This is a genomic window from Paraburkholderia sp. CI3, assembly GCF_050436505.1.
GTDB lineage: Bacteria > Pseudomonadota > Gammaproteobacteria > Burkholderiales > Burkholderiaceae > Paraburkholderia > Paraburkholderia tuberum.
Genome location: NZ_JBNDMI010000004.1, coordinates 2,390,178 through 2,415,951, shown reverse-complemented (window position 1 = coordinate 2,415,951; position 25,774 = coordinate 2,390,178). Strand labels below are relative to the sequence as shown.

The 25,774-nt window shown below is 64.4% G+C and carries 22 protein-coding genes; 8 read left to right on the top strand and 14 right to left on the bottom strand.

Going from position 1 to position 25,774, the window contains the following annotated elements; genetic code table 11:
- The first annotated feature begins 298 nt into the window (after positions 1-298).
- From ggt to OKW29_RS32520, 4 genes are all read left to right on the top strand, one after another.
- Complete coding sequence (ggt, locus tag OKW29_RS32535) at positions 299-1,939, top strand: gamma-glutamyltransferase (RefSeq protein WP_187616434.1); 1,641 nt, start codon at positions 299-301, stop codon at positions 1,937-1,939.
- A gap of 184 nt (positions 1,940-2,123) precedes the next feature.
- Positions 2,124-3,494 (top strand): MFS transporter, encoded by a 1,371-nt coding sequence (locus tag OKW29_RS32530; RefSeq protein WP_429293904.1) that lies wholly within the window; start codon positions 2,124-2,126, stop codon positions 3,492-3,494.
- Positions 3,495-3,846: 352 nt separating this feature from the next.
- Positions 3,847-4,674 (top strand): ferritin-like domain-containing protein, encoded by an 828-nt coding sequence (locus tag OKW29_RS32525; protein ID WP_026226031.1) that lies wholly within the window; start codon positions 3,847-3,849, stop codon positions 4,672-4,674.
- Between the two features lie 138 nt (positions 4,675-4,812).
- Entirely contained in the window at positions 4,813-5,346 is a 534-nt protein-coding gene (locus OKW29_RS32520) for a hypothetical protein (RefSeq protein WP_429293903.1), read from the top strand.
- A gap of 59 nt (positions 5,347-5,405) precedes the next feature.
- On the opposite strand, the gene OKW29_RS32515 is transcribed toward OKW29_RS32520, so the two are convergent.
- From OKW29_RS32515 to OKW29_RS32500, 4 genes are all read right to left on the bottom strand, one after another.
- Positions 5,406-6,986 (bottom strand): DEAD/DEAH box helicase, encoded by a 1,581-nt coding sequence (locus tag OKW29_RS32515; protein WP_429293902.1) that lies wholly within the window; start codon positions 6,984-6,986, stop codon positions 5,406-5,408.
- 224 nt (positions 6,987-7,210) lie between these two features.
- Complete coding sequence (trhA, locus tag OKW29_RS32510) at positions 7,211-7,831, bottom strand: PAQR family membrane homeostasis protein TrhA (RefSeq protein WP_429293901.1); 621 nt, start codon at positions 7,829-7,831, stop codon at positions 7,211-7,213.
- A 132-nt stretch (positions 7,832-7,963) separates the two neighbouring features.
- Positions 7,964-9,265, bottom strand: coding sequence for a c-type cytochrome (locus OKW29_RS32505; RefSeq protein WP_187609941.1), 1,302 nt, complete (start codon positions 9,263-9,265; stop codon positions 7,964-7,966).
- Between the two features lie 21 nt (positions 9,266-9,286).
- Positions 9,287-10,018, bottom strand: a complete 732-nt coding sequence (locus tag OKW29_RS32500) for a c-type cytochrome (RefSeq protein ID WP_184022971.1) — start codon at positions 10,016-10,018, stop codon at positions 9,287-9,289.
- 394 nt (positions 10,019-10,412) lie between these two features.
- On the opposite strand from OKW29_RS32500, the gene copC reads away from it, so the two are divergent.
- On the top strand, positions 10,413-10,790 hold the full coding sequence (copC, locus tag OKW29_RS32495) for a copper homeostasis periplasmic binding protein CopC (protein ID WP_429293900.1): 378 nt from the start codon (positions 10,413-10,415) through the stop codon (positions 10,788-10,790).
- Complete coding sequence (locus OKW29_RS32490; RefSeq protein WP_429293899.1) at positions 10,787-11,716, top strand: CopD family protein; 930 nt, start codon at positions 10,787-10,789, stop codon at positions 11,714-11,716. Before copC ends, OKW29_RS32490 begins: the two co-directional genes overlap by 4 nt.
- Positions 11,717-11,850: 134 nt before the next feature.
- Here the strand turns inward: OKW29_RS32490 and OKW29_RS32485 are convergent, their stop codons facing one another.
- Together OKW29_RS32485 and dgoD are read right to left on the bottom strand one after the other, a co-directional pair.
- Positions 11,851-12,153: a hypothetical protein gene (locus tag OKW29_RS32485; RefSeq protein ID WP_184006488.1), complete on the bottom strand. Its 303-nt coding sequence runs from the start codon at positions 12,151-12,153 to the stop codon at positions 11,851-11,853.
- Positions 12,154-12,400: 247 nt separating this feature from the next.
- Complete coding sequence (dgoD, locus tag OKW29_RS32480; protein WP_429293898.1) at positions 12,401-13,549, bottom strand: galactonate dehydratase; 1,149 nt, start codon at positions 13,547-13,549, stop codon at positions 12,401-12,403.
- Between the two features lie 183 nt (positions 13,550-13,732).
- Here dgoD and OKW29_RS32475 point away from each other — a divergent pair, with 183 nt between their 5' ends.
- Entirely contained in the window at positions 13,733-14,446 is a 714-nt protein-coding gene (locus OKW29_RS32475) for a FadR/GntR family transcriptional regulator (RefSeq protein ID WP_429293897.1), read from the top strand.
- Positions 14,447-14,469: 23 nt separating this feature from the next.
- Here OKW29_RS32475 and OKW29_RS32470 read toward each other — a convergent pair whose 3' ends face one another.
- Entirely contained in the window at positions 14,470-15,957 is a 1,488-nt protein-coding gene (locus tag OKW29_RS32470) for a DHA2 family efflux MFS transporter permease subunit (protein WP_429294984.1), read from the bottom strand.
- A gap of 187 nt (positions 15,958-16,144) precedes the next feature.
- Between OKW29_RS32470 and OKW29_RS32465 the strand changes: the two genes are divergently transcribed.
- Positions 16,145-16,588, top strand: coding sequence for a MarR family winged helix-turn-helix transcriptional regulator (locus OKW29_RS32465; RefSeq protein ID WP_090801762.1), 444 nt, complete (start codon positions 16,145-16,147; stop codon positions 16,586-16,588).
- A gap of 76 nt (positions 16,589-16,664) precedes the next feature.
- On the opposite strand, the gene OKW29_RS32460 is transcribed toward OKW29_RS32465, so the two are convergent.
- The 7 genes from OKW29_RS32460 to OKW29_RS32430 all read right to left on the bottom strand — a co-directional run bounded on the left by OKW29_RS32460 (position 16,665) and on the right by OKW29_RS32430 (position 25,727).
- Positions 16,665-17,003 carry a hypothetical protein gene (locus tag OKW29_RS32460; RefSeq protein ID WP_184066583.1) on the bottom strand — a complete coding sequence of 113 codons (339 nt, stop codon included), beginning with the start codon at positions 17,001-17,003 and terminating at the stop codon, positions 16,665-16,667.
- 114 nt (positions 17,004-17,117) lie between these two features.
- Complete coding sequence (gene atzF, locus OKW29_RS32455) at positions 17,118-18,950, bottom strand: allophanate hydrolase (RefSeq protein ID WP_429293896.1); 1,833 nt, start codon at positions 18,948-18,950, stop codon at positions 17,118-17,120.
- Between the two features lie 17 nt (positions 18,951-18,967).
- Positions 18,968-22,567, bottom strand: a complete 3,600-nt coding sequence (gene uca, locus OKW29_RS32450) for an urea carboxylase (protein ID WP_429293895.1) — start codon at positions 22,565-22,567, stop codon at positions 18,968-18,970.
- 172 nt (positions 22,568-22,739) lie between these two features.
- Positions 22,740-23,381, bottom strand: a complete 642-nt coding sequence (locus OKW29_RS32445; RefSeq protein WP_184066574.1) for an urea amidolyase associated protein UAAP2 — start codon at positions 23,379-23,381, stop codon at positions 22,740-22,742.
- A 15-nt stretch (positions 23,382-23,396) separates the two neighbouring features.
- A complete protein-coding gene (locus tag OKW29_RS32440; RefSeq protein ID WP_184022980.1) occupies positions 23,397-24,113 on the bottom strand; it encodes an urea amidolyase associated protein UAAP1 in 717 nt (238 codons plus the stop codon).
- A gap of 13 nt (positions 24,114-24,126) precedes the next feature.
- Complete coding sequence (locus tag OKW29_RS32435) at positions 24,127-24,918, bottom strand: ABC transporter ATP-binding protein (protein WP_429293894.1); 792 nt, start codon at positions 24,916-24,918, stop codon at positions 24,127-24,129.
- A complete protein-coding gene (locus OKW29_RS32430; RefSeq protein WP_429293893.1) occupies positions 24,915-25,727 on the bottom strand; it encodes an ABC transporter permease in 813 nt (270 codons plus the stop codon). The genes OKW29_RS32435 and OKW29_RS32430 overlap by 4 nt, the downstream gene beginning before the upstream one ends.
- Between the last annotated feature and the right edge of the window lie 47 nt (positions 25,728-25,774).

Here is a 25,774-nt window from a genome sequence, read left to right as displayed (position 1 = left end):
GTGTCGGCGTGGTCCGTCGCGATCATCGAGCGGCTGGCAGAAAGCCCGCCGTCGACGAACGCGATTGCGGCTATTGTAAAACCATCGCGCCCCTTGTCCGCCAACTCGCCGCGAACGCTCCGAACCTGCTCGAACCTTCATTCAGGTGCAATACGCATTTATTCATTTGATAAATGAATTTGTTTTTTGGTGCGCTTCGCGATGCAATCCTGCGTTCCGCGATTTACCTGCCTTACAACCTTTCCCATGATGTCCGGCGACTTTTTCGTGCCGGCCCGCGCTTTCGAGAGTGTTCGACATGACTGGCTTCAGCAACTGGCAAAACCCTTATCCGACGCAACGTCTGCCCGTATTCGCACGCAATATCGTTTCGACCTCGCATCCGCTCGCGGCGCAGGCCGGGCTGCGCATGTTGTGGAAGGGCGGCAATGCCGTCGACGCGGCCATCGCGGCCGCCGCAGCGATCACAGTGGTCGAGCCGGTGTCGTGCGGCCTGGGCGGCGACGCGTTCGCGCTCGTGTGGGACGGCAAGAAGCTGCATGGTCTGAACGCGTCGGGCGTGTCGCCGGCTGCGTGGAACGTCGATTACTTCAAGCGCAAATACGGCGAGGAAAACGGCTTCGCGAAACAGCCGAAGCGTGGCTGGGACGCCGTCACGGTGCCGGGCGTGATCGCCGGTTGGGAAGCGCTGCACCAGAAGTTCGGCAAGCTGCCGTTCGCCGACCTGATGGAGCCGGCCATCGAGATCGCCGAGCGCGGTCACGCGGTGGCGAGCATCGTCGCGTACAAATGGGCGGCCGCGGTGCCGGAACTGAAGGATCAGCCGGGCTTCGCGCAGACCTTCATGCCGCGCGGCCGCGCGCCTGAGGTCAGCGAGCTGGTGCGCTTGCCCGGTCACGCGAAGACGCTGCGCCTGATCGCCGAGCAGGGCCCGCGCGCGTACTACGAAGGCGAGATCGCCGAGCGGATCGCCGCGTTCGCACGCGAAGGCGGCGCCGCGCTGAGCGCCGACGATCTCCGCAACTACCGCGCGGACTGGGTCGAGCCGATCGGCAAGGACTATCGCGGCTACACCGTGCATGAGATTCCGCCGAACGGCCAGGGCATCGCGGCGCTGGTTGCGCTCGGCATCCTCGAGAAGTTCGACGTGAAGTCGCTGAAGGTCGACAGCGTCGAGTCGCAGCATCTGCAGATCGAAGCGATGAAGCTCGCGTTTGCCGACCTGTATCGCTATGTGGCCGATCCGCGGTCGATGGAAGTCACGCCCGAGCAGATGCTCGACGACGCGTACCTGAGCTCGCGCGCGAAGCTGATCGATCCGAAGCGGGCGACGCACTTCGACTTCGGTATGCCGAAGGCGGGCGGCACCATCTACATGTCGGCCGCGGACGAGAGCGGCATGATGGTCAGCTTCATCCAGTCGAACTACATGGGCTTCGGCTCGGGTGTGGTGGTGCCGGACAGCGGCATCGCGCTGCAGAACCGCGGCTGCGGCTTCTCGATGGATCCGAAGTCGCCGAACGTCGTGGAGGGCGGCAAGCGGCCGTTCCACACGATCATCCCGGCGTTCCTCACGCAGCAGGTGAACGGTCAGCAGGAAGCGGTGATGAGCTTCGGCGTGATGGGCGGCGACATGCAGCCGCAAGGCCATCTGCAAACGGTGGTGCGCATGCTCGATTACGCTCAGCAGCCGCAGGCCGCGTGCGACGCGCCGCGCTGGAAGGTCAACCGCGACTTCACGGTCGATATCGAGTCGACGCTCGATCCGAAGACCACCGAGGGCCTGCAGAAGCTCGGCCACACGATCAAGTCGGTCGACGATCCGTACATGGACTTCGGCTCCGGCCAGTTCATCTGGCAACTCGATCGCAACGAGCCGGAGCGCGGCTACGTGGCGGCCAGCGACAGCCGCCGCGACGGTCTCGCCGCCGGCTTCTAGGCCACAACGAGGCAACGCCCGGGGCCGAGGTCCGCACCGGGACTCAGGTCCGACACCCGGTAACACGTAACGAACGCGCGGCATGCCGTATGCCGCGCTATTGCGCGCCCGCCAGCCGCCTCGCTGACCCAGGCGGTGCCGCACCTACCACGGCTATCACGCAGCAGACAGGCAGGAGACCATCATGAACACCCCCGCGTCGCACTCGACGACCGCTTCCCCCCACGCCGCGCCGCTTTCGAAAGCGATGGTGCGGCGGATCGTTTTCTCGTCGTCGATCGGTAACGCGCTCGAGTGGTTCGACTTCCTGGTCTACGGCTACTTCGCGACGATCATCGCGAAACAGTTCTTCCCGATGCAGGACGAGTGGCTGTCGACGCTGCTCGCGATCGCCACTTTCGGCCTCTCGTTCCTGATGCGCCCGCTCGGCGCGATCGTGCTCGGCGTGTACGGCGACCGCAAGGGCCGCAAGGAGGCGCTCACGCTCGCGATCGCGCTGATGATGGTCGGTACTTTCACGATGGCCGTGATGCCGCCGTTTTCGACGATCGGTCTCGCGGCGCCGCTGCTGGTGCTGCTGGCGCGGCTCGTGCAGGGCTTCGCGGTCGGCGGCGAGTTCGGCAGCGCGACCGCGTTCATGGTCGAGCACAGCGCGACTCGGCGCGGCTACTACGCGAGCTGGCAGTTCGCGAGCCAGGGTCTCGCGGCGATCACCGCGGCGGCCTTCGGTTCGCTGCTGACCGCGTGGCTGCCGGCCGAGCATCTGAACAGCTGGGGCTGGCGTGTGCCGTTCGTGTTCGGTCTGCTGGTCGGGCCGGTCGGCTACTACATCCGCTCGCATCTCGACGAGACGCCCGAATTCCTCGCATTGCGGGAAGAACGCGCGGCTCGCGAGGCGGCTGGCGAGCACAAGGTCGTCAGCGGAACGAAGGACGCGTCGTTCTCGAATCAGTGGGTCAACCTGCTGCTCGCGATCGGCATGGTTGCGCAGTCGACGGTCGGCGTGTACGTGCTGCAGCTTTACATGCCGCTTTACGCGGTCAAGCAGCTGCATATGGCGGCGGCCGCGTCGTTCGGCGTGGTCGTGCTGAACGGCGGCATGCAGTTCATCTTCTCGCCGATCATGGGCGCGCTGTCCGATCGCATCGGCCGAATTCGCATCATGCTGAGCACGTCGATCCTGATGGGCCTGCTGATCTATCCGATGTTCGCATGGCTGCAGACACATCCGACGATTGGCTGGCTGCTCGTGCTGCAAGGCGTCGCCGGTATTTTCAAGGCCTCGTACTCGGGGCCGATGCCCGCGCTGATGTCGGAGATCTTCCCGACCCACGTGCGCTCGACTGGCCTTTCAATCGGTTACAGCATCGGTGTGACGATCTTCGGCGGCTTCGCGCCGACCATCGTCGAAACCTTCATTCATTTGACCGGCGACAAACTCGCGCCAAGTTATTACGTCCTGCTTGCGGCGGTACTTTCGGGCGTATCGCTGATCATCGTCGCGCTACGCATGCGTCGCGTGCGTCCCATCCCGGGCGACGTGCAACCTGCCTGAGGAAGAGGGGGCCCGCCTAGGGGAGCCCGCCTAGGGCGCCCGCCCGTGTCCCCAACCCCGCCGGGTCTGATGTCTGTCCGAAAAGCCAGCCTTTTGGGCTGGCTTTTTTTTGCCTTGCGCACATCGTTTTAACACGTTGGAAGATTTCGACTATCTTGAAATCGGAACTGCGTCGATGCGGCATGGTCAGTGCTGTGTGATCTGCATGGTCGGATATCTCCGGCTAAGATGCAGAGTACAAGGGCCCAACTCTAATTCACGGCGTTGTATCCGACACGCAGAAACATCACGGCGAGCGCGGTGGCAGTTGCGAAGAACTCCACGGGTCGGTACAGCATGGGAGCAAGACACGATGCACACAGAGCTGAACCATGTCATGCCCTGGCGGATCGAAGACATCGATCTGACGCGCATTGACCGTCAGAAGGCCGCGGCCAACGAGGACCTGCTGCTGTTGTTGTGCGCGGCTTCGTTCATCGAAAGCGGCACCGATCTCTACACCAGCAATCTGAGTACGTTTTTCAACGACGATCCCGAGGTCTCGGCCTGGCTCAACCACGAGTGGGAGCCCGAGGAAATGCAGCACGGCCGGGCGCTGAAGACCTATATCGCGTATGTATGGCCCGAGTTCGACTGGGACACCGCGTTCCGCAATTTCATGGGCGAGTATTCGCTCACGTGCTCGGTCGAGGATTTCGAAAAGACCCGCGCGCTGGAGATGGTCGCGCGTTGCGTAGTCGAAACGGGTACCGCGACGCTGTACCGCGCGATCAACGAGTGCTCGGACGAAGCGGTCCTCAAGCAGATCACCGACAACATCCGCACCGACGAGGTCCGTCACTACAAGCACTTTTTCAGGTACTTCAAGAAGTACAACCGGATCGAGGGCAACGGTCGGCTCGCGGTGCTGGGCGCGTTGATGCGTCGCGTGATGGAAATCAAGAACGAAGATTCGGAGATCGCGTTGCGGCACGTGTTCGCGATTCGCTATCCGGAGCGCGTGCACGACTCCGCGTATAACCGCGAGCGCGCGGCGCGCATCAACAAGCTGGTGCGCCGCAATCTGTCCGCCGACATGTGCGTGAAGATGCTGCTCAAGCCGCTCGATCTGCCGGCGCGCATTCAGCCGGGTGTGCATTATCCGCTCGCGAAGATCACGCAGCACGTATTCTTTCGCTGAGCTATCGAACGTTGCGCGAGGCATCGGCTGAATGCAGCTGCAACGACCTGACGAAACGAACCAGAGCCCGCTCATGCGGGCTCTGGTTTTTTCGAGGCATGATGGAGCTTTACCGACTACTTCGACTGGATCGATGGCATGAGCGCTTCCTCCTCCGCATCTACGTCCGCGCGTCCGCTCGAACAGATCGTGTTCGACGAATGGCCGGCCAACGTGCGCGCGTTGTTCGACGGTTCGTCGCTTGCGGACAAGCTGGGCTTCACCGCGTCGCTACTGACCGTCGATGCGAACGGCCACGTGCGCACATCTCTGCTGAGCGTCGGCGAACTCTATGCGCCCGACTCGCGCACGCTGTGCATCGCGCTATGGCCGCAGGCGCGCGCGACGCGCGCGATCGCGCAAAGCGGGCGCGCGGCGCTGAGCTTCGTCTGCGATGCGGCGTTCTATCAGGTGCAGTTGCGTGTCGCGCCGCTGCCCGGTGTTGCTGGCGACGACAGCGGCCTCGTCTATCTGCTCGGCTCGATCGACACAGCGGAAGCGCAAAGCGTCCGTTATGCGCGCCTCACGGGCGGCATCACGTTCGAATTGCAAGGAGAGGGGAGTGTAGTGCTCGAGCGATGGGAACGGCAGGTCGAGCATTTGAAGCAGGCTGCCGCCGCGAGCCGCCGTTAGTCTTCGAGCAGGGAAGCGCTAACGGCTGATGCGCGGGCAGCCTTTAGGCCGCGCGACGCTTAACGGCCACGGTCGCCGTTGCGCGACGGTTGCGCAGCACGCGGCGAATCGTTGCGCTTCGCGCCGCCGCCAAGCAACGCGCCCGGATTGCCGTTGTGCGAACGATTGCCCTGCGGCTTGCGCGGCGCATGATGCGCGGGAGCGCCATCATGCGCGGCGGGACGCGGCCGATCGTCGTTACGCTGCGTATCGCGACGCGGCTGACTGCCATTGCCGGCCGGCTTCGCACCTTGTGGCCGCGGCGTGGGCTGAGCGTTCGACGCACGCTGGCCCGAACGCTGACCCGTGCCTTGTCCCGAACGCTGACCGGAGCCTTGAGCCGGCTTGGCCGGTGCGCCACCACCAGCACCGCCGTCACGACGCACCGCACCTTGTCCCTGGCGCGGCGAGCGCCCGCCGCCGCCTTGCCCGCGTCGCAGGATCGGCTCCGGCTTCGCGGTCGGGTCCGGCTCGAAACCGGCGATCACTTCCTGCGGGACCGGACGCTTGATCAGCTTCTCGATGTCCTTCAGCAACTGCAGTTCATCGACGCACACGAGCGACACCGCCTCGCCGGTCGCACCCGCGCGACCCGTGCGGCCGATGCGATGCACGTAGTCTTCCGGCACGTTCGGCAGATCGAAGTTGACCACGTGCGGCAACTGATCGATATCGATGCCGCGTGCGGCGATGTCGGTCGCCACCAGCACCTGCAGCGTACCGTCCTTGAACTCGGCGAGCGCGCGCGTGCGTGCAGACTGGCTCTTGTTGCCGTGAATCGCGAGCGCGCTGATGCCGTCCTTCGCCAACTGCTCGGCGAGGCGATTCGCGCCGTGCTTGGTGCGCGTGAACACGAGCACCTGGAACCAGCTGTGCTGACGGATCAGATGCGTGAGCAACTCGCGCTTGCGGTCGCGATCGACCGGGTGAATCTTCTGCGCGATCGTTTCGGCCGTCGTGTTGCGGCGCGCGACTTCGATCAGCGCTGGCGAGTCGAGCAGGCCATCGGCGAGCGTCTTGATCTCGTCGGAGAAGGTCGCCGAGAACAGCAGGTTCTGGCGCTTCGGCGGCAGCTTCGCGAGCACGCGCTTGATGTCGTGGATGAAGCCCATGTCGAGCATGCGGTCGGCTTCGTCGAGCACGAGGATCTCGAGATGCGACAGGTCGATGGTCTTCTGCTGCATGTGATCGAGCAGACGGCCCGGCGTCGCGACGACGATATCGATGCCGCGCCTGAGCGCATCGATCTGCGGATTGATGCCGACGCCGCCGAACATCACGGTCGACTTCAGCTTCAGGTACTTGCCGTAGGCGCGCACACTTTCTTCGACCTGCGCGGCAAGTTCGCGCGTCGGCGTGAGGATCAGCGCGCGCACCACGCGCTTGCCGCCGGCGGCCGGGGGCATCGAATTCAGGCGCTGCAGGATCGGCAGCGTGAAGCCGGCGGTCTTGCCGGTGCCGGTTTGCGCGCCGGCGAGCAGATCGCCGCCGTTGAGCACGGCCGGGATCGCCTGAGTCTGGATCGGAGTCGGGCTGGTGTAGCCGAGTTCATTGACAGCGCGGACCAGCGGTTCGGACAAGCCGAGGGAATCAAAAGACATAAAAGCTCTTTGCAATGCAGTGTCGCGAACGGCCCCGCTGGGCCCAAAGGACCCCAACGCGGAAAAACCAGCGCGGCATCGACACGCCCGCATGGGTGTTCGAGGCCGAGGCCCGGTTCCGTTCACGGAGAAATCGGCGGCACGCTCACAGATGTGCCGAATGTTTCAACGCGCTATGCAGACACGTCGACTGGCCTTAAGTTGCAATTCGTCGCCGTGGAATGTCACGCGACATAGCGCGCGACACTGACGAATTGACACAGACTGCCCGCCAGTACGAACAGGTGCCAGATACCATGTCCGTGGCGGATGCGCTCGTCGTTGATGAAGAAATAGATGCCGACGCTATAGATGACGCCGCCGGCCACGAGCCACGCGGTCCCCGCGGCCGGCAACGCCTGCACCAGCGGGTGGACGGCTACGAGCGCGAGCCATCCCATCAACACATACAGCACCATCGACACGCTGCGGGTGCGTCGCCCGAGCGTGAGTTCCTGCACGATGCCGAGGGCAGCGAGCCCCCAGCTCACGCCGAATAACGACCAGCCCCACGGTCCACGCAACGTGACGAGCGTGAACGGCGTGTAGCTGCCGGCGATCAGCAGGTAGATCGCCGAATGATCGCATTTCTGCAGAACCGCCTTCAGACGCGGATGGCTGACGCTGTGATACAGCGTCGAGATCGCATACAGCACGAACAGCATCGCACCATATACGGCGAAGCTGACGACCTTGTACGCGTCGCCGGCGAGCGCGCCCATCGTGACGAGCGCCGCCAGCCCCACCACCGACAGCACGGCGCCGACGAGATGGGTGATGCTGTTCAAACGCTCACCGAAGGGCACAACTCTTTCCTCCTGCACGGTCCCACGAGGGCAACCTCCAACACAAATAGCCCTACATGATACCGGTCCTGAAAAAACGAAGGGCGCGGCCGCGAATTCCGCAGGCCGCGCCCGGGGTGCGTCGAACGCTGCTTAGTCGAGCGGCGCCGAACGCAGATCGGCCACCTGCTGCGGCGACACGGCCGTGCCGTGGTTGCCCCAGGACATACGGATGTACGTCACGACCGCTGCGACTTCCTGATTCGACAGAGCCTGCGCGAACGGCGGCATGCCATACGGATGCGGGTTCCCTTCCGTGCTCGGCGGATAACCACCGTTCAGCACCATGCGGATCGGGTTGACCGCGGACGGCATCTGGATCGACTGGTTGTTCGCGAGCGGCGGGAATGCCGGCGGCCGGCCGAGACCGTTATCCTCGTGGCACTTCGCGCAGTTGTCAGCGTAGATCTTCTGACCTTGCTTCAGCAGTTCGCCGCCGAATTTTTCCGAGGTTTCGAGCTGCAGCGGTTCCGGTGCTTCGCTCTTCTGCGGAATCGTCTTCAGGTACGTCGCCATCGCGTTGATGTCTTCGGTCGACAGATACTGCAGGCTGTTGTGAACCACTTCGGCCATCGGACCGAACACCGCGCCGCGGCTCGACACGCCGGTCTTGAGCAGGTCGGCGATGTCCTTGAGGTCCCAGTCGCCGAGGCCGGCTTCGCGGTTCGACGTCAGCGACGGCGCATACCAGTTCTGCAGCGGAATCAGGCCGCCCGCGAACGCGGCCGAGTTGACCGGGGCGCCCATCGCATTGATCGACGTGTGGCACATGCCGCAGTGACCAAGGCCTTCGACCAGATACGCACCGCGGTTCCATTCGACCGACTTGGTCGGATCCGGCTTGAACTCGCCTTCACGGAAGAACAGCGTGCGCCAGCCGATCAGCATGTTGCGCTGGTTGAACGGGAATTTCAGTTCGTGCGGACGGCTCGGCACGTTGACCGGCGCGACCGAGCGCAGATATGCGTAGATCGCGTCGGAGTCGGCGCGCGTGACCTTCGTGTAGCTCGTGAACGGGAAGCCCGGATAGAGCAGGCTGCCATCTTTCGAGCGGCCGGTGTGCATCGCGCGATAGAAGTCGTCCTGGGTCCACTTGCCGATACCGTACTGGTCGTCCGGCGTGATGTTCGGCGTGAACATCGTGCCGAACGGCGTGGCCATCGGCAGGCCGCCGGCGAACTGCTTGCCGCCGCGCACCGTGTGGCAGGCGATACAGTCGCCGGCGCGGGCGAGGTACTCGCCCTTCTTGATCAGGTCGGCCTGGTCCGCGGGCGTTGCCGCCACGGCTGCGCCGCTGCTATGCAGATTGTCGCCGCCCGACCAGAGGACGGGAACGAGTGCGGCGGCCGCGACCACGACGACTGCCGAGAGGGCGAACAAAGACTTGTGTTTCATTTGAATGTCTCTCCCGGCGCCTTATTGCGGTTCGCTGCCGCAGGCAAGCGGAGTCTTCAAGGAGCGGGCCGGAGCCGGCACGGGGTTTGGCGGAGCCTGCTGAGTGGAAAGCCAGGCCGCGACGGCGTTCACGTCTTCGTCGCTGAGGCGCGTGGCGATGGTGTGCATGCAGTCCGGCGCGATCGCGTGACGCGTGCCCGAGCGCCATGAACCGAGCTGCGCGCTGATGTAGTCGGCGTGCAGACCGACGAGACCCGGAATCGCCGGTTCCATACCGGTCAGTGCCTTGCCGTGGCAGGCCGCGCAAGCGGGCACCTGCTTCGATGCATCACCGTGCAGCACGATCTGCTCACCGCGCGCGAGCGTGGCGGCCGAGACCGTCGGCTTGGCCGGCGTCGGATACGGCGGGCGCTGCTGCGAGAAGAAGGTGGCGATCTGATGCAGGTAGTCGTCGGAGAGATACGTGACGAGGTAGTTCATCGGCGGGTACCTGCGGCGCCCTTCACGGAAGTTCTGCAACTGATTGAACAGATATTCCGCCGGCTTGCCGGCGAGGCGCGGGAAGTAGTCGTTGTCGGTGCCTTGCCCATGCGAGCCGTGGCAGGCCGTGCAGCCTTGCACGCGCGCTTCCATCGTGTCGGGGGCCTTCGGTTGAGTCTGCGCTTTCGCTGCGCTATAGACACCCGCGGTGCCGATCAACAGAAGGGCAAGCAACGGGCGGAAGAGGCGTCTTGAAGACACGCGTAACTCCATCAGAATCGGGGACCTGACCGAACTTCGGGCGGCTCGGTGTGAAGGACAGCCGTCGCTGCGGCGACGCAGCATTCTATCATCGAAGGGTAATGGTGACTATTTGCCGCATTAGAGACGGTTCCAGGTGTGACCGCCATGCGACAGTGTGTCGCGTTATGCCGGTTTCGGACTTTGGTTGCGTCACGGATCGTGGTCGACGTCTTTGCCTCAAAAATAATCACGGCGTCGCCGCCGCAAGCGTGATGCCGCGTGACGCATTCGATCAAGCCGGGTTGAACCGATCCCCGCGCGCACCATCGAAGCGTACACTTCCGGGCTCGCCGGCCGTCGTGCAGACGATGCGCCTCGCCGGCCCGCCTATGTTCCGTTCGTTCTCATCCGCTATCGGCCTTACATGAAGCTATTCGATTTCTCCTCGTCGACGCTGCGAGCGTTGATGTCCGGCGCGGTGGTGCTGGCCATGTCGTCCACCGCGTTCGCGCATGCGCATCTGATCTCGAGCGTGCCGGCCGCGAACGCCGACGCCGTCGCGCCTACCGACCTGACGATCCATTTCACCGAGCCGCTCGAGCCCGCATTCAGCAAGATCACACTCGCCGATGCAAACGGCAAGCCCGCGACGCCGGGCGCGTCGACGGTCGATAGCGCGGACGCCCGCGCGATGCACCTCGCGCTGCCTCAGTTGACGAGCGGCCGCTATGCGGTGCACTGGATCGCGGTGGCCACCGACGGCCATCGTACCCATGGCGATTTCGCGTTCAACGTCAAATGAACTTCGACGGACTGTGGATCGGGCAGGTCGCAATGGCCGCGCTCATGAACGTCTCGTTCGGCTTCGCCGTCGGCTCGGCGCTACTCGGCGCATGGCTCGCGAGGGACGGGCTCCAGGGCACTTCACCGGCGCGTCCCGGCTGGATGCGCGCGCAACGCTCGATGCTCGCGGCCACCATCGTGCTGGTGCTCGCGGATCTCGGCTGGCTCCTGTATCAGGCGGCGTCGATGAGCGGTGTCGCGTTGTCCGCGGCGTTCGGCGTGGTGCCGACGGTGCTGACGCAAACGCATGTCGGCTATGGCTGGAGCGTCGCGTTCGGCGGCGCGCTGGTGCTGCTCGGCACCGCGCTGAGCCATGGCACGGGCATGCTGCGCAGTACGCTGCTGTGGCTCGCGGTGCTCGCGATCGCGGCGGGTAAGGCGTCGCTCGGTCATGCGGCCGATGCCGGCGTGGTGTCGGCCGCGATCGGCATGCAGACGCTGCACGTGCTCGCAACGAGCGTATGGGGCGGACTCGCGATGGCCTCCGGCCTGGCGGTGCTGCCGGCGCTCGGGGCATCCACCGCGCGGGGCATGCTGATCCGCACGGCGACCCAGGTGTCGAACGTGTCGATCGTTGCGGTCGCGTTGGTGTTGCTGTCGGGCGTCTTCAATGCGGTGCGCGACTCGGGTAGTTCGTTCGAAGCGATTCAGGCGAGCACGTGGGGTCATGTGCTGACGTTGAAGCTCGTGCTGGTCGCGCTCGCGCTGGTGCTCGGCGCGCTGAACCGCACATCGGCGCTGCCACGCCTGCGTCGCACCGCATCGACGATGGATGCGCACACCTTCGTCAACATGATGTATCTGGAAGCGCTCCTGATGATCGGCGTGTTCGTCGTCGCGGCCGCGTTGTCACACACCGTGCCGGCGTTCGCTGCGCTCGGTTGAACGCGCGGCGCGGCATAGGCGATTGACCAATCGGCAATGGATGCGCGACGGCCACGCGCGTCCATCGTGCGTCAGTTCTACGACAGCACCCGCGGATGCGCGCCGCGTAAAAAGCGCCGCACTGCGAAGCCCGCTTACTCGAAGCCGAGGCGATGACCGAGAATCGGCGCGCAGAACAACGCGATCGCGCAGCCCGCGGCCTTGCCTTCGAGTTCGGCGCCGGCCGCGTGCGAGCCGACCATCTGCGTGAGCAGATCGAAGACCTGCGGCAGGCAGTACAGCACCGCCGCGGCGATAAAGCATTTCCCGACTACCGAGATGTTCCATCCGCGCTCGTACGCGAGCATCGCGCCGATGATGCGCAGCACGCCGAACGCAACCAGCGCGCCGACCGCCGCCTGTTCGCGGATCAGATAGTCAGGAAGGAATTCGCCCATGGTGCTCCTCGCTGCATGCGTTGTTGGCATGCATTTCAGCAAGGAGCAGGCCATACGTATGTCCGATACCGAACAAACGTCGCGAAAGCCAGGCGGGATAAGGCTCGGCGGGGAGTGATGCAGGTCGGGGCGGCAGCGCTCGAACGCCGGTTCGAGCCGGCTGGTCCGGGATGTTACGTTACTGCGACGGCCCGCGTGTCATGTGGCCCGCCGGCGGCGTTCCGCCTGCTTCGCTCAGGTGTTCAGATCACCATTCGGCGACGCTGCCGTCCGCGTGACGCCACACCGGATTGCGCCAGCGGTGACCGATCTTCGCCATCTCGCGCACCTTCTCTTCGTTGACCTCGATGCCGAGTCCGGGGCCCTGCGGAATCGACACGAAGCCGTCTTCGTACTTGAAGACTTGCGGATTCTTGATGTAATCGAGCAGGTCATTGCCCTGGTTGTAGTGGATGCCGAGGCTCTGTTCCTGGATGAACGCGTTGTAGCTGACCGCGTCGATCTGCAGACAGGTTGCGAGCGCGATCGGGCCGAGCGGGCAATGCAGCGCGAGCGCGACGTCGTAGGCTTCCGCCATCGCGGCGATCTTGCGGCACTCGGTGATGCCGCCCGCGTGCGACGCGTCCGGCTGGATGATGTCGACGTAGCCGCCCGACAGGATGTGCTTGAAGTCCCAGCGCGAATAGAGACGCTCGCCGAGCGCGATCGGCGTGTTGGTCTGATTGACGATGTCGCGCAGCGCCTCGGCGTTTTCCGACAGCACCGGCTCTTCGATGAACAGCAGCTTGTACGGGTCGAGTTCCTTGGCGAGCACCTTCGCCATCGGCTTATGCACGCGGCCGTGGAAGTCCACGCCGATTCCGATGTTCGGCCCGAGCGCCTCGCGCACCGCCGCGACGTTGTTGATCACGCCTTGCACCTTGTCGAAGGTGTCGATGATCTGCAGCTCTTCCGAGCCGTTCATCTTGACGGCCTTGAAGCCGCGCTCGACCACCGCGCGTGCGTTGTTCGCGACATCGCTCGGACGGTCGCCGCCGATCCACGAGTACACCTTGATTTTGTCGCGCACCTGGCCGCCGAGCAGCGCATGCACCGGTACGCCGTGATGCTTGCCCTTGATGTCCCACAGCGCCTGATCGACGCCGGCGATCGCGCTCATCGTGATCGGGCCGCCGCGATAGAAGCCCGCGCGGTACATCACCTGCCAGTGATCCTCGATCAACAGCGGGTCCTTGCCGATCAGATAATCGGACAGTTCCTCGACGGCCGCGGCGACCGTATGCGCGCGGCCTTCCACCACCGGCTCGCCCCAACCGACGATGCCCTCGTCGGTCTCGATCTTGAGGAAGCACCAGCGCGGCGGGACGATGAAAGTTTCGAGCTTGGTGATTTTCATGGTGTGTGTCTCCGGTGTCGATCGGAGTTGGCGCTTTGGCGCTTACTCCGAACCCATGCAAAGCATGGTCTGCGGGCATGCAAAATTTCGGGGAATTCCATGCTACAACAAAACTGCACTTAAATACTATTAATAGTATTATTTGCCACATAGTGGTGAGATCTGGCCGACTTACCGCGCGCGTTGCGCGACGGGATCATCAACCGCGAGGAGAAAACCATTACGCACGATCTGCACGGGCGAGTCGCCCAACTGCTGGCGACCGGGATTCTGCGCGGCGACTATGCGCCGGAGTCGATCCTGCCTCGTGAAGCCGAGTTAATGGAGATGTTCGGCGTGAGCCGCACGGTGCTGCGCGAGGCGCTGCGCACGTTGACGTCGAAAGGGCTGATCGAATCGCGGCCGCGCGTGGGTACGCGCGTGCGGGTCAAGTCCGCGTGGAATCTGCTCGATGCCGATCTGCTCGACTGGTATTCGCGCGTCGCCGAGCCGATGGCGTTCGCGCTCAAGCTGCAGGAAATGCGCGAGATGATCGAGCCTTACGCCGCCGGCCTCGCGGCCGCCGCGCACACCGACGACACGTTGGGTGCGCTTGCGGCCGCGCATACCGCGATGGTGGCGGCGCGCAACGTCGACGAATGGGTGCGCGCGGATCTGCAGTTCCACCTGTGCGTGCTCACCGCGTGCAGCAACGAGCTGCTGATCCCGCTTGGCGCGCTGATCGAGCGCACGCTCGAGGCACAATTGCGGCTCAATGCGAAACGCGCCGATGTGTTCAACGCGTCGCTCGCCGAGCACACGGCGGTGTTCGACGCGATCCGCGCGCGCGATGCCGCCGCGGCGTACGCGGCGATGGCGTCATTGCTCGGCGTGACGCGCGGGCGAATCGAAGGCTGAGGCGGACGTCGGCGCATTCGGTCTCAATCCATCGCCGCATGTGCGGCCGACGCATCTGGTGCCTTGTGCGACGGCCGGATCAGCAGCAACAGCGGGATGACCAGCAGCGTCGCCACGAACATCAGCTTGAAGTCGTTCAGATACGCGACCATCGCCGCCTGCTGCGTGATCGACGCGTTCAGCGCCGCGATGTCATAGTTCGAGCCGCTGTTGAGCATCGACTGGAGCGCCGGATTGAACGCGGTGACGTTCGCAGCGAGGTCCGCGTGCGAGATCTGCGTGTTGCGCGTCATCAGCGTCTGCACGATCGAAATGCCGATGCTGCTGCCGATGTTGCGCATCAGGCTATAAGTCGCGGTGCCGTCCGCGCGCAGCTCCGGCGACAGCGTCGAGAACGTCAGCGTGGACAGCGGCACGAACACGAGGCCGAGTCCGAAGCCCTGGATCACGCCGGGCCACACGATGTCCGATGCCGATAGCACGATCGTGTACTGCATCATCTGCCACAGCGCGAACGCCGATATCAGGAAACCGCAGAGCAGCAACAGCCGCGCGTCGACGCGCTTGAGCAGCCGGCCGGCGATCAGCATCGCGACCATCGTGCCGGCGCCGCTCGGTGCGGTGACGAGGCCCGTGGTCGCGACCGGATAGCCCATCAGGTTTTGCAGCATCGGCGGCAGCAGCGCACGGGTCGCGTACATCACCGCGCCGATCACGAAAATGAACAACGTGCCGGTCGCGAAGTTCGGGTCTTTCAGCAACTTGTACTTGAAAAACGAGCGCTCGCCGATCGTGGCCGTGTGCACGAGAAAGAACGCGAAGCTGATCGCCGCGACGAGCGCCTCGATCACGATCTCGGTCGACGAAAACCAGTCGAGCTGCTCGCCGCGATCGAGCATCGCCTGCAACGCGCCGATCGCGAGGCCGAGCGTGATGAAGCCGAACGCGTCGAACTTCACGTCGTGTTTCGGCTCGCGCGTCGGCAGGAAGCTCGCGACGCCGAACAGCGCGATCGCGCCGATCGGCACGTTGATGAAGAACACCCAGCGCCAGTTGTAGCTATCGGTGAGCCAGCCGCCGAGCGTCGGACCGAGGATCGGCCCGACCATCACGCCCATGCCCCACACGGCCATCGCCTGGCCCTGCTTTTCACGCGGGTTGATGTCGAGCAGGATCGATTGCGACAGCGGCACCAGCGACGCGCCGAAGATCCCTTGCAACAGACGCGACACGACGATCTGCGGCAGCGTCTCCGAGAGCCCGCATAGCGCGGACGACACCGTGAAGCCGCCGATCGCGATCAGCAGCAGCCGCTTCACGCTGAGGCGATCCGCCAGCCAGCCGGTGAGCGGCGTGGCGATCGCGGCGGCGACGATATAGGAGGTCAGCACCCACGTGATCTCGTCCTGCGACGCGGACAGCGTGCCTTGCATATGCGGCAGCGCCACGTTGGCGATCGTGCTGTCGAGCGTCTGGATCAGCGTCGCAAGCATGATCGAGATCGTGATCATCGGCCGGTTGAGCAGCTCAGTGGCGCTCGCCGACGTGGAGGCGGAAGACATGGACGGTGGGGAGGGTCGATATAGTAAGCATGCTTAGTATATCGTCGATAGGGGTTGGCGCTATCGGGAGTTATGCTGAGGATAGAACGCACACGCAGTCGCGCTGTACGCCGAAGTGCTTCCGTATAATCCGCGCATGAAAACCCAATTCGAAGAGCGCTTCGGCTTTCTGATCTACGACGTCGGCCGGCTGGCGGGCAAGCGGTTCGACGATCTCGCGAGGTCGTCGGTCGATCTGACGCGCGCGCAGTGTCGCGTGCTGGCCTATCTCGGCCACTACGGCGACATCAATCAGGCCCGGCTGGCGGATCTGCTCGAGGTCGCGCCGATCTCGGCGGGCCGGCTGCTCGACCGGATGGAGGAGGGCGGCTGGATCGAGCGGACCGCGAATCCGCAGGATCGCCGCGAGCGCCAGGTGCGCATGACGCCGAAGGCCGAGCGCACGCTCGGCAAGGCGCGCAAGGTCGGCGACGAGGTCGCGCTCGAAGCGCTCAATGGTTTCAGCGATGAAGAAGCGGCGCGGTTGATCGCGCTGCTGCAGCGGGTGCGCGGCAATCTGAGCCGGCTCGTGGATCGCTGAAGCGTCGCGGTGTTGGCGCGACGCCGAAGTCTTTCGCGCGGTCCGGGGTTACGTTGAGCTCGCGCTTCAAATCACGTTATCTGGATTCCGACGCCGGCGTGGCGCCGCTCGGCGGGACCAGTTCGTAACAGCCCGGCGCCACCGACGTTTTTGCTTTTGCATCCGGTTGCTGCGGATCGATGCATTTGAACGCGCTCTGATCGCGCTGCACGAAGATCGTGTCGGCGGGACCGTTGTTGACCACGGCCACGATCTTGTAGCCGTCCTGCAGCAGCGTCGCGAGCATGGTGGAACTGGCGCGCCATTGACTGTCGGCGGTGCTCGGCGTTTGAGCTTGTGCGATGAGGGCGGCGGTCGTGCCGGCGAGCGTGAGCGCGGCGGTGGTTGCGGCGAGCGCGACGGTGCGGAGCGTCATTAAGGAACCTCTCGAAGTTGCGACGGAATTGCGGAAGGAAGCCGGAGGTGCCAACCAAACCCGCGGCGCTTCACTGCCCATACCCTGCGACGCCGCTGCTCATCGTTCGTTCCATCAGAAACTCGCGCAATGCTCGCTGGCAAGCCATGCTCGCCATCCGCCAAACTCCGAGATATCGGTTCCCGACTGCACGCCATACGGCTCGCAGAGGAAACCGGCAACCCACGAACCGTCGACGAGTTCGACCTTCCCCAGAACCAGCGGAGACGGAACGGTCGAAATAAACGAGCCGAACTCCGCGCTGGGCATTTCCCACACTTCGACCGCAATTTTTGCGCCGCCATCGGTGACGCGCCACAGGCCTGGACGTTTCGTGCCGTCCGCCGACGCAGGCAGCGCCGACAACCGGTATTGCGCGGCAGTCTGAGTGGCCTGCAAGAGCCGCGCGCGTCGGGCAAGCAGATCGCGGTTGAGGGGCAAACCTTGCATGTGTGCGCCGCAGACCGCGATCCGCATGCGATCGTGGCTCGCCGCGCATCGTTCGCCGCGCGGCTCCGGCTCGACGGTTAGACCTCCCACGCAGTGCACGCCGCTCTTTCGTTGCAGCAGGTCGGCCACACCCAACAGATACTGGTCGGTGAACGCGCGGCCAAAGACGGTCACGCCCCAGGGCAGACCATTCTTCATGAAACCGGTCGGCGTAGCGACGGCGGCATAGTCCAGCAGATTCATGAAGTTGGTGTAATAGCCGAGCAGGGAGTTCGGACCAATGGGGTCGCGCTCCAACTCGTCGAGCGTCACGGCACGCGGATACGTCGGCGTCAGAACGAAATCGAGTGAATCGATCGACGCATCGCAGAGGGCCTTCAATTCCTGCAAGCGGTACTGCGCGCGAAACAGTTCGACCGCGCTCGCGCCGGGTGCCTTCGCCAACACATCGCGAATGACGGGCAAAACCGCAGCGGGTTTCTCCGTCATCAACTCGCCCGCCACGCTGTAACGCTCGGCCACCCACGGCCCCTGATAGAGCAGATTGGCGGTTTCGACAAACGGCGTGAAGTCGATTTCGACAGCTTCACCACCTGCTTCTTCGAGCAACGCGCGCACCTTCGCGAACAGCCCGGGGCTCTCGGAACAGCCGGCGAATTCCAGTTGCGCCGGCACGCCGAACTTGAACGCCGTGGGCTCGCCAAACGCGCGTGCCGTATTCCATTGCGGATTTGCGCGGCTGTATGCATCGCGAGGATCGGGGTGCGCGCTCAACGCAAGCAACGCGCTCGCTTCTTTCGCCGTCGCCGTGAAGAACGTCACGCAATCGAGCGTGCGGCACGCGGGCACCACACCCGCGGTGGACAGCAGGCCTTTAGTCGGCTTGAGACCGACGAGATTGTTCAGCGCGGCAGGCACGCGACCGGAACCGGCCGTGTCGGTCCCGAGCGCGAAACTGGCGACGCCGAGCGCGACGGCGAGTGACGACCCCGCGCTCGAGCCGCCCGACGGATAGTCGGGATGCACGCTATTGCGACACTTGCCATACGGCGACCGGGTGCCGTTCAGACCGGTCGCAAACTGGTCGAGATTGGCTTTGCCGAGCGGCACCGCGCCGAGCGCGATCAATTGCGCAACGACGCTCGCCGATCGCGACGGCGTGTACGCGAACGCGGGGCACGCGGCGGTTGTCTGAATGCCGGCGAGATCGATGTTGTCCTTGATCACGAACGGAACGCCATAGAGCGGCAGGCTTTCGACGTCCTGCGTGTCGAGCCAGTCGAGGTAGGGCGCGACTTCATCTTCGGTCAGAAGATGGATGAACAGATTGAACGATGGATTGAGCGCCGCAGCTTTTTCGAGCAGTTCAGCGACGAGCCTGCGCGGTGTGAGCGTTCCATCACGGTATGCGGAGCGAAGTGTCGGGAGGCGAAGATCGAATGACGAGAATGAAGACATGGTTTGCGTCCAGATAATTAGTGACGTTCGACGACGGCGACGCGTTGCCCCGCGCGCACGGGCGAACCCGGCGCCACGTAGATCTCGCCGACCGTTCCGGCGCACGGCGCACACACCGCGATTTCCATCTTCATCGACTCGATGATGAGCAGCACGTCGCCCGCGTCGACCGCGTCGCCGGTTTTCACCTTGACTTGCCAGAGGCTGCCGGCGATCTCGCTGTCCACGGCGACTTCGCCGTCGTGAAGCGGAGCTAACTGAGTGTTTTCGGTGACCGGCGTCTCGAACGTGACTTCCGAGGTGCCCGCTTCACGCCACCGCTCGCGCTCGGCCTGGAAGGCCGCCTGCTGCCTTGAACGGAACTGCTCGATGCTGGCTGATTCGCTAGCGAGAAACGCCTGATAGTCCGGCAACGAAAGCTCGGACTCTTCAATCCGCAACGGAAAACGCCCAAGCGGAAAGTCCGCGCGGATGCGCAACAGTTCGTCGGCCGATACTTCGTAGAAACGAATCTGGTCGAAGAAGCGCAGCAAATAGTGCTGTCCGGCGAAATCCGCGACTTCGCGGTAGCGATTCCACATCTGCAACGTGCGGCCGACGAATTGATAGCCGCCAGGCCCTTCCATGCCATACACGCACAGATACGCGCCGCCGATGCCGACCGAGTTCTCTGCGGTCCACGTACGGGCCGGGTTGTATTTCGTCGTGACCAGCCGGTGACGAGGGTCGAGCGGTGTCGCGACGGGTGCGCCGAGGTACACGTCGCCGAGGCCCATCACCAGATAGCTCGCATCGAAGACGATTTGCCTGACCGCGTCGATGGAGTCGAGGTCGTTGATGCGGCGAATGAATTCGAGGTTGCTCGGGCACCACGGCGCGTTCTTGCGCACGGTGGTCATATATTTTTCGATCGCGAGCTGGCACGCGGGGTCGTCCCATGACAGCGGCAGATGAACGACCCGCGACGGCACGCGCAGATCCTTCTGCAACAAGACCTCGTCCCACGCCCGCGCGACGATGTCGAGCAACCTGGCGAGCGGCAGATCCTCGGGCCGGTAGTGGATCTGCAGCGAACGGATGCCCGGCGTGAGATCGATGACGCCAGTCAGATGCTGCGCTTCGAGGGACTGCATCAGCGCATGTCCGCGAAACCGTGCCACGAGGTCGAGCTCCGCTGGACCGATTTCGAGCAGCAGATGTGTGTCGCCGGATACACGTGCGACGAGTCTGTCGCGGTCCGCGCCGGTATCGAGCACGATCGGCGACGTCAGCGATGCTCTTCTTTCGCTCGGCGCACTCGGTGCAATCTCGAGGCTCTCCAGTTCCCGACGACGCTCACGCGCAGCCTCACGCGCTTCTTCGACTTCGACGGGCGCGAAGCGGATCCTGTCGCCTGCTTTCAACTGGCCGATCTGCCAGAGGTCCGCCTCGATGATCGTCACCGGACAGACGAAGCCGCCGAGACTCGGGCCGTCGGGTCCGAGAATCACGGGCATGTCGCCGGTAAAGTCGACGGCGCCGACCGCGTACGGGTTGTCGTGAATGTTCGACGGATGCAGTCCAGCCTCGCCGCCGTCCTCGCGCGCCCACTCGGGTTTCGGTCCGATCAGGCGCACGCCGGTACGGCTGGAGTTGAAGTGAACCTCCCACTCGGTGTCGAGCAGCTGCGCGATATAGCGGGCGCTGAAGTATTCGGGGGCGCCGTGCGGGCCATAGATCACGCGAACGGTGCGCACGCCGTCGAGCGTCGGCGCGTCGACGAGCGCCGCGCCGGCTTGCGCATCGTCGAGCGGATAAAGATGCAGCACGTCGCCCGCGCGGATCGCGCGGCCGCCATGTCCGCCGAACTGGCCGAGCGTAAAGGTGCTGCGGCTGCCGAGATACAGTGCGACGTCGAAGCCGCCGCGCACGCACAGATAAGCGCGCGCGCCCGCGCCGCGTATCGTGCCGAGCGCGAGCGTCGAACCCGCCCGCACATGGAGGCTCGTGTTCAGCGGCTGAGCGACATCGTCGAGCAGCACCGGAATCTGCGCGCCGGTGATGGCGACCACGGCATCCGTGTTGAAGCGCAGCGTCGGCCCGCTCATCGTGACTTCGAGAGCGGCGGCGTCGGCCGCATTGCCGAGCAGGCGATTGCCGAGCCGCATCGCCCGGTCATCCATCGGCCCCGACGGCGGGATGCCGACTGCCCAGTAGCCCAGGCGGCCGGGATAGTCCTGCACCGTTGTCTGCGTGCCGCCGCTGACGACTTCGACCGTGCTGGCCCGATACCTGAGCCCTTCGAGACATCGAGTCCACGGTTCGCCCGACGCAAACGGCCGGTCGCGCAGAATCTGGCGCAGATAGTCGCGATTGGTCTCGACGCCGTAGAGTCGGGTGTTGCGCAGCGCATCGTCGAGCGCATCGCGCGCTTCATCGCGAGTCGGCGACCACGCGATCACTTTCGCGAGCATCGGGTCGAAGTAAGGCGGCACTTCGCAACCGGCCTCGATCCATGTATCGATGCGCAATGCGCGCCCGTCGGCATTCGGGAACGCGACATCGGTCAAGAGGCCCGGACTCGGTTTGAAATCACGCCCCGGATCTTCCGCGTAGAGTCGCGCCTGGATCGCGTGCCCTCGCGGCGTTAGACTCGCCGCCAGGTGCTTCAGCGGCGCGAGCGTGCCGGCCGCCAGTTCGATCATCCAACGCACGAGGTCGACGCCCCACACCTGTTCGGTGACGCCGTGCTCGACCTGCAGACGCGTATTGACTTCGAGGAAGTAGAACTGTTCGGCGGCGCTGTCGTACACGAATTCGACGGTGCCGGCGGAGCGATAGTCGACGGCTTTCGCGAGCTTGACCGCTGCCTCGCAGAGCGCGGCCTGAATGCCGTCCGGCAGGCAGGGGGCGGGCGTTTCCTCGAGCACCTTCTGATTGCGCCGCTGCACCGAGCAGTCACGCACGCCAAGCGCGAGCGCGTCGCCTTTGCCATCGCCGAATACCTGCACTTCCAGATGCCGCGCCCGTTCGATGTACTTCTCCAGAAACACGCCGGCATCGCTGAAATTGTTTTCGCCGAGGCGCTTCACGGCATCGAAATGGGCGCCGAGTTCGTCGGCGTTCCAGCACACCCGCATGCCGATGCCGCCGCCGCCCGCGGTGCTCTTCAGCATCACCGGATAGCCGATGGCCTGTGCCGCCGCGAGCGCCGCCGGCAAGTCCGCGAGCAGCCCGGTGCCTTCGAGCATCGGCACCCCTTCGTTGGCCGCGATTTCGCGGGCCGTGTGCTTGAGGCCGAACGCGCGAAGCTGCGCGGGTGTCGGTCCGATGAACGCGATGCCGGCCGCTTCGCAGGCTTCGCCGAACGCCGCGTTCTCCGATAAGAAGCCGTAGCCGGGATGGATCGCCTGCACGCCTTCGCGACGCGCAATCGCGAGGATCTTGGCCACGTCGAGATAAGTCAGCGCGGCCGGACCCTCGCCGAGCGCATGCGCGACAGGCGCTTCGCTGACGTGGCGGCTCGCACGGTCGGCCTCCGCATAGATGGCGACGCCGGTGACGTCGAGTTCGCGCAACGTCCTGAGAATGCGGCACGCGATAGCGCCGCGATTGGCGATCAGAATCTTCTCGAACATGGAAGGTGTGTTGATTCGAAGGCGGGCCGTCCCGCCGTGGGAATGGCCGGCCGTGGTCGTCCACGGCCGAAATCGCGTCAGCGATGCGTCTGGGTCAGTTCTTCGCGCGTACGGCTGAAGTACCGGCCCGAGCGAACCAGCATGAGGAGAAAAAGCCAGTGGCGGATGCGCTTCAATTCCATATCAGCAGCTCCGCGGGCGTCGGGTTGTAGGCGTTGCATGGATTGTTCAGCTGCGGGCAGTTGGAGATCAGTACGATCACGTCCATCTCCGCGCGCAATTCGACGTATTTGCCCGGCGCGGAAATGCCGTCTTCGAAGCTGAGCCCGCCCGTGGCCGTGACCGGCACGTTCATGAAGAAGTTGACGTTCGCGCCGATGTCCTGCTTCGACAGGCGGCCGTCATGTGCGCAGGCACGCAGGAAGTTGTCGCGGCAGCTGTGCATGTAGCGCTTCTCCAGTGCGTAGCGCACCGTGTTGCTTTCCTGCGCGCAGGCGCCGCCGAGCGTATCGTGGCGGCCGCACGTGTCGGCGACGATCGTCAGCATCGGATTGCCGAGGTTCGAGTACAGCACCGAGCCCGTCGTCAGGTAGAGGCTTTTTTGCCGGCGCAACGTGCGTTGCGGGTCGAAGCGCTCGCGCGGATCGGCGAGGCTGTAGAACAGCGTGTCGACCGCCTGGTTGCCTTCGAGATCGACGATGCGCAGCGTTTGCCCGGCCTTCACCTCGTGAAGCCACGGCTCGCCGGCGGCGAGTGTCTCGCGATAGACCGCGGTTTCCGGACGTTTGTCGCTGACGATAAGCGTGCTGGTCATAAGCGTGGCCTTCGCTCAAAGAAAGAAGCGTTCTGTGTTGATGAAACCGCGTGCGTTCTCTTCGCATGCGGTGCGGCAAACTTCGGCGACCTCGGGCCGCGCGTCGCTCAACTCGAGCTTGACGGGCCTCGGCGCGTACTCGGGGTTCGGGTCGAGCGGGTGCTGGATCGCGGTGAGCACGACGAGCGTGTTCATCGGTGCGTAGAGCTCGACGTAGTTGCCGGCTTTTGAGTTTCCTGGCACGAAACTGAGAACGCCGTCGTCGCTGACATCGACACGGCTGAACAGATTGAGCGTCATCAGCAGGTCAGTGATGCCGAGCCCCCACTTGCCCATTTCGACGAGCAGGTTGTCCGTGCCGTTGCGATAGAACGCGTTGCGCAGCTCCTGGTAGCGGCCCGCGCCGTATCGTTCGCGGACCTCGTCGGCGTTCGAAGCTCCGCCGATGCTGTCGTGCCAGCCACAGGTATCCGCGACGATCGCGGCAAGCACGCGGCCCATGTCGGAGTACAGGCAGTGCCCGACCGTGAGCCTGGCCGTGTGCTGGCACTTCAACGAATCCGGCAGATTGAGCCGTTCGCTCTTTTCCGTCGCGTTGACCATCATCACGCTGACGTTCGCACCGCCGCGCAGGTCGGTAATGCGCAGCGATCGACCACGCTTGACGATCAGCGACGTATGGCCGCCGCCTGGGACGGTTTCTTCAAGCAATAAGGTCGTATCTGAGTTCATACCTGAGTTCCCTTCAGTCGGAGACCAGTTCGATATGCGATGCGCCTCGCACGGCAGCCTCGGCGATATGCACGGCGGACATGGAATCGCGGCTACGGTCGAGGGCAATGTTGTAGGTGATGCGCGCGCCATAGGCGCCCGGCGCCTGCGGGTCGACGCGCACCTTGTCGAAAACCAGCACGCGGCTTCCCAACGTGAAGCCTTCTTTCAGGTCATGCGTGACCATGAAGATCGTGAGCTTCGCTTCGCGCCACAGGCCGGAGAGCAGCTCATGCATGTCCTTGCGGATGCCGGGGTCGAGCGCGCCGAACGGTTCGTCGAGCAGCAGCACGCGAGGCTTCATCATCAGCGCCTGCGCGATCGCGAGGCGTTGCTGCATGCCGCCCGACAGCTGCTGCGGAAACTTGTTCAACGCAGCGCCCAGACCGACGCGCTCGAGCATGGCCGCTGCCTCGTCTTGCGCCACGCGCCGACGGGCACCGAATAGCCGGCCGGTGAACTTCGCCTGTGGAAGCTCCAGCCCCAGCATCACGTTGCGCAACACGCTCAGATGGTCGAACACCGAGTAGCGTTGAAACACGACGCCGCGATGCCTGTCCGATTCGCCGGGCAGCGGCTTGCCGTCCAGCAGGATCTCGCCGCGCGTCGCGCGCTCCTGACCCAGCAGCAGGCGCAGAAACGTCGACTTGCCGCAGCCGGACGCGCCGACCATCGAACAGAACTCGCCTTCCTTGACGGTCAGATTCAAACGCTCGAGCACGACCTGGTCGCCGTATTCTTTCCAGACGTTGCGGACTTCGATCATCGCGCGCCTCCGTACCACGGGAAGCACCATTGCGTGATCCGGCGCAGCAGCTCATCGGTGAGCCATGCCAGCAGCGTGATCCACGCGACGTACGGCAGGATCAGATCCATCGACAGATAGCGGCGCACGAGAAAGATGCGGTAGCCGAGGCCATCGGTCGACGCGATCGCTTCGGCGGCGATCAGAAAGAGCCACGCCGCGCCGAGAGAAAGACGCGTCGCCGCCAGCAGACGCGGCAGCAGTTGCGGCAGCACCAGACGCAGAATCAGCGTCCAGCTGGTGGCGCCGAGCGTCTGCGCCTTGACCCACAGCTCGACCGGAATCTCGCGGGCGCGAGCATGCAGATCGCGAATGATCACCGGCGTGATGCCGACGACGATCAGCACGACCTTCGACAACTCGTCGAGCCCGAACACGATGAACAGGACCGGCAGCACCGCCAGCGGCGGCACCATTGAGATCACGGTGATGAATGGCGACAGCGTCGCGCTGACGAGCGGAAACGAACCGGTCGCGATCGCGGCCACCAGTGCGATCACGGCACTGACGACAAGGCCGATGCCGAGCCGCCGCAAGCTCGACAGCGTGTCGGTCCACAACAGATACTCGCCGGTGCGCTTGTCCTCGGTGAAGGCGGCCGACTTCACCGCGTCGCTCATTTGCGCCGCGCTCGGCAGCAGCTTGTCATCGGGATTGAGCGAGAGTCGCATCGAGGACCCGGCGAAGTAGACCGCGAACAGCACGACGAACGGCAGCAGAAGCAGCATCAAGCCGCCGATCCGGCTCGGATGTCGATTGATGAGTCGCATGGTGAGCGCCTGGTTGGAAAGCTGGGGTGCGAGCCCGCGATAGCGAG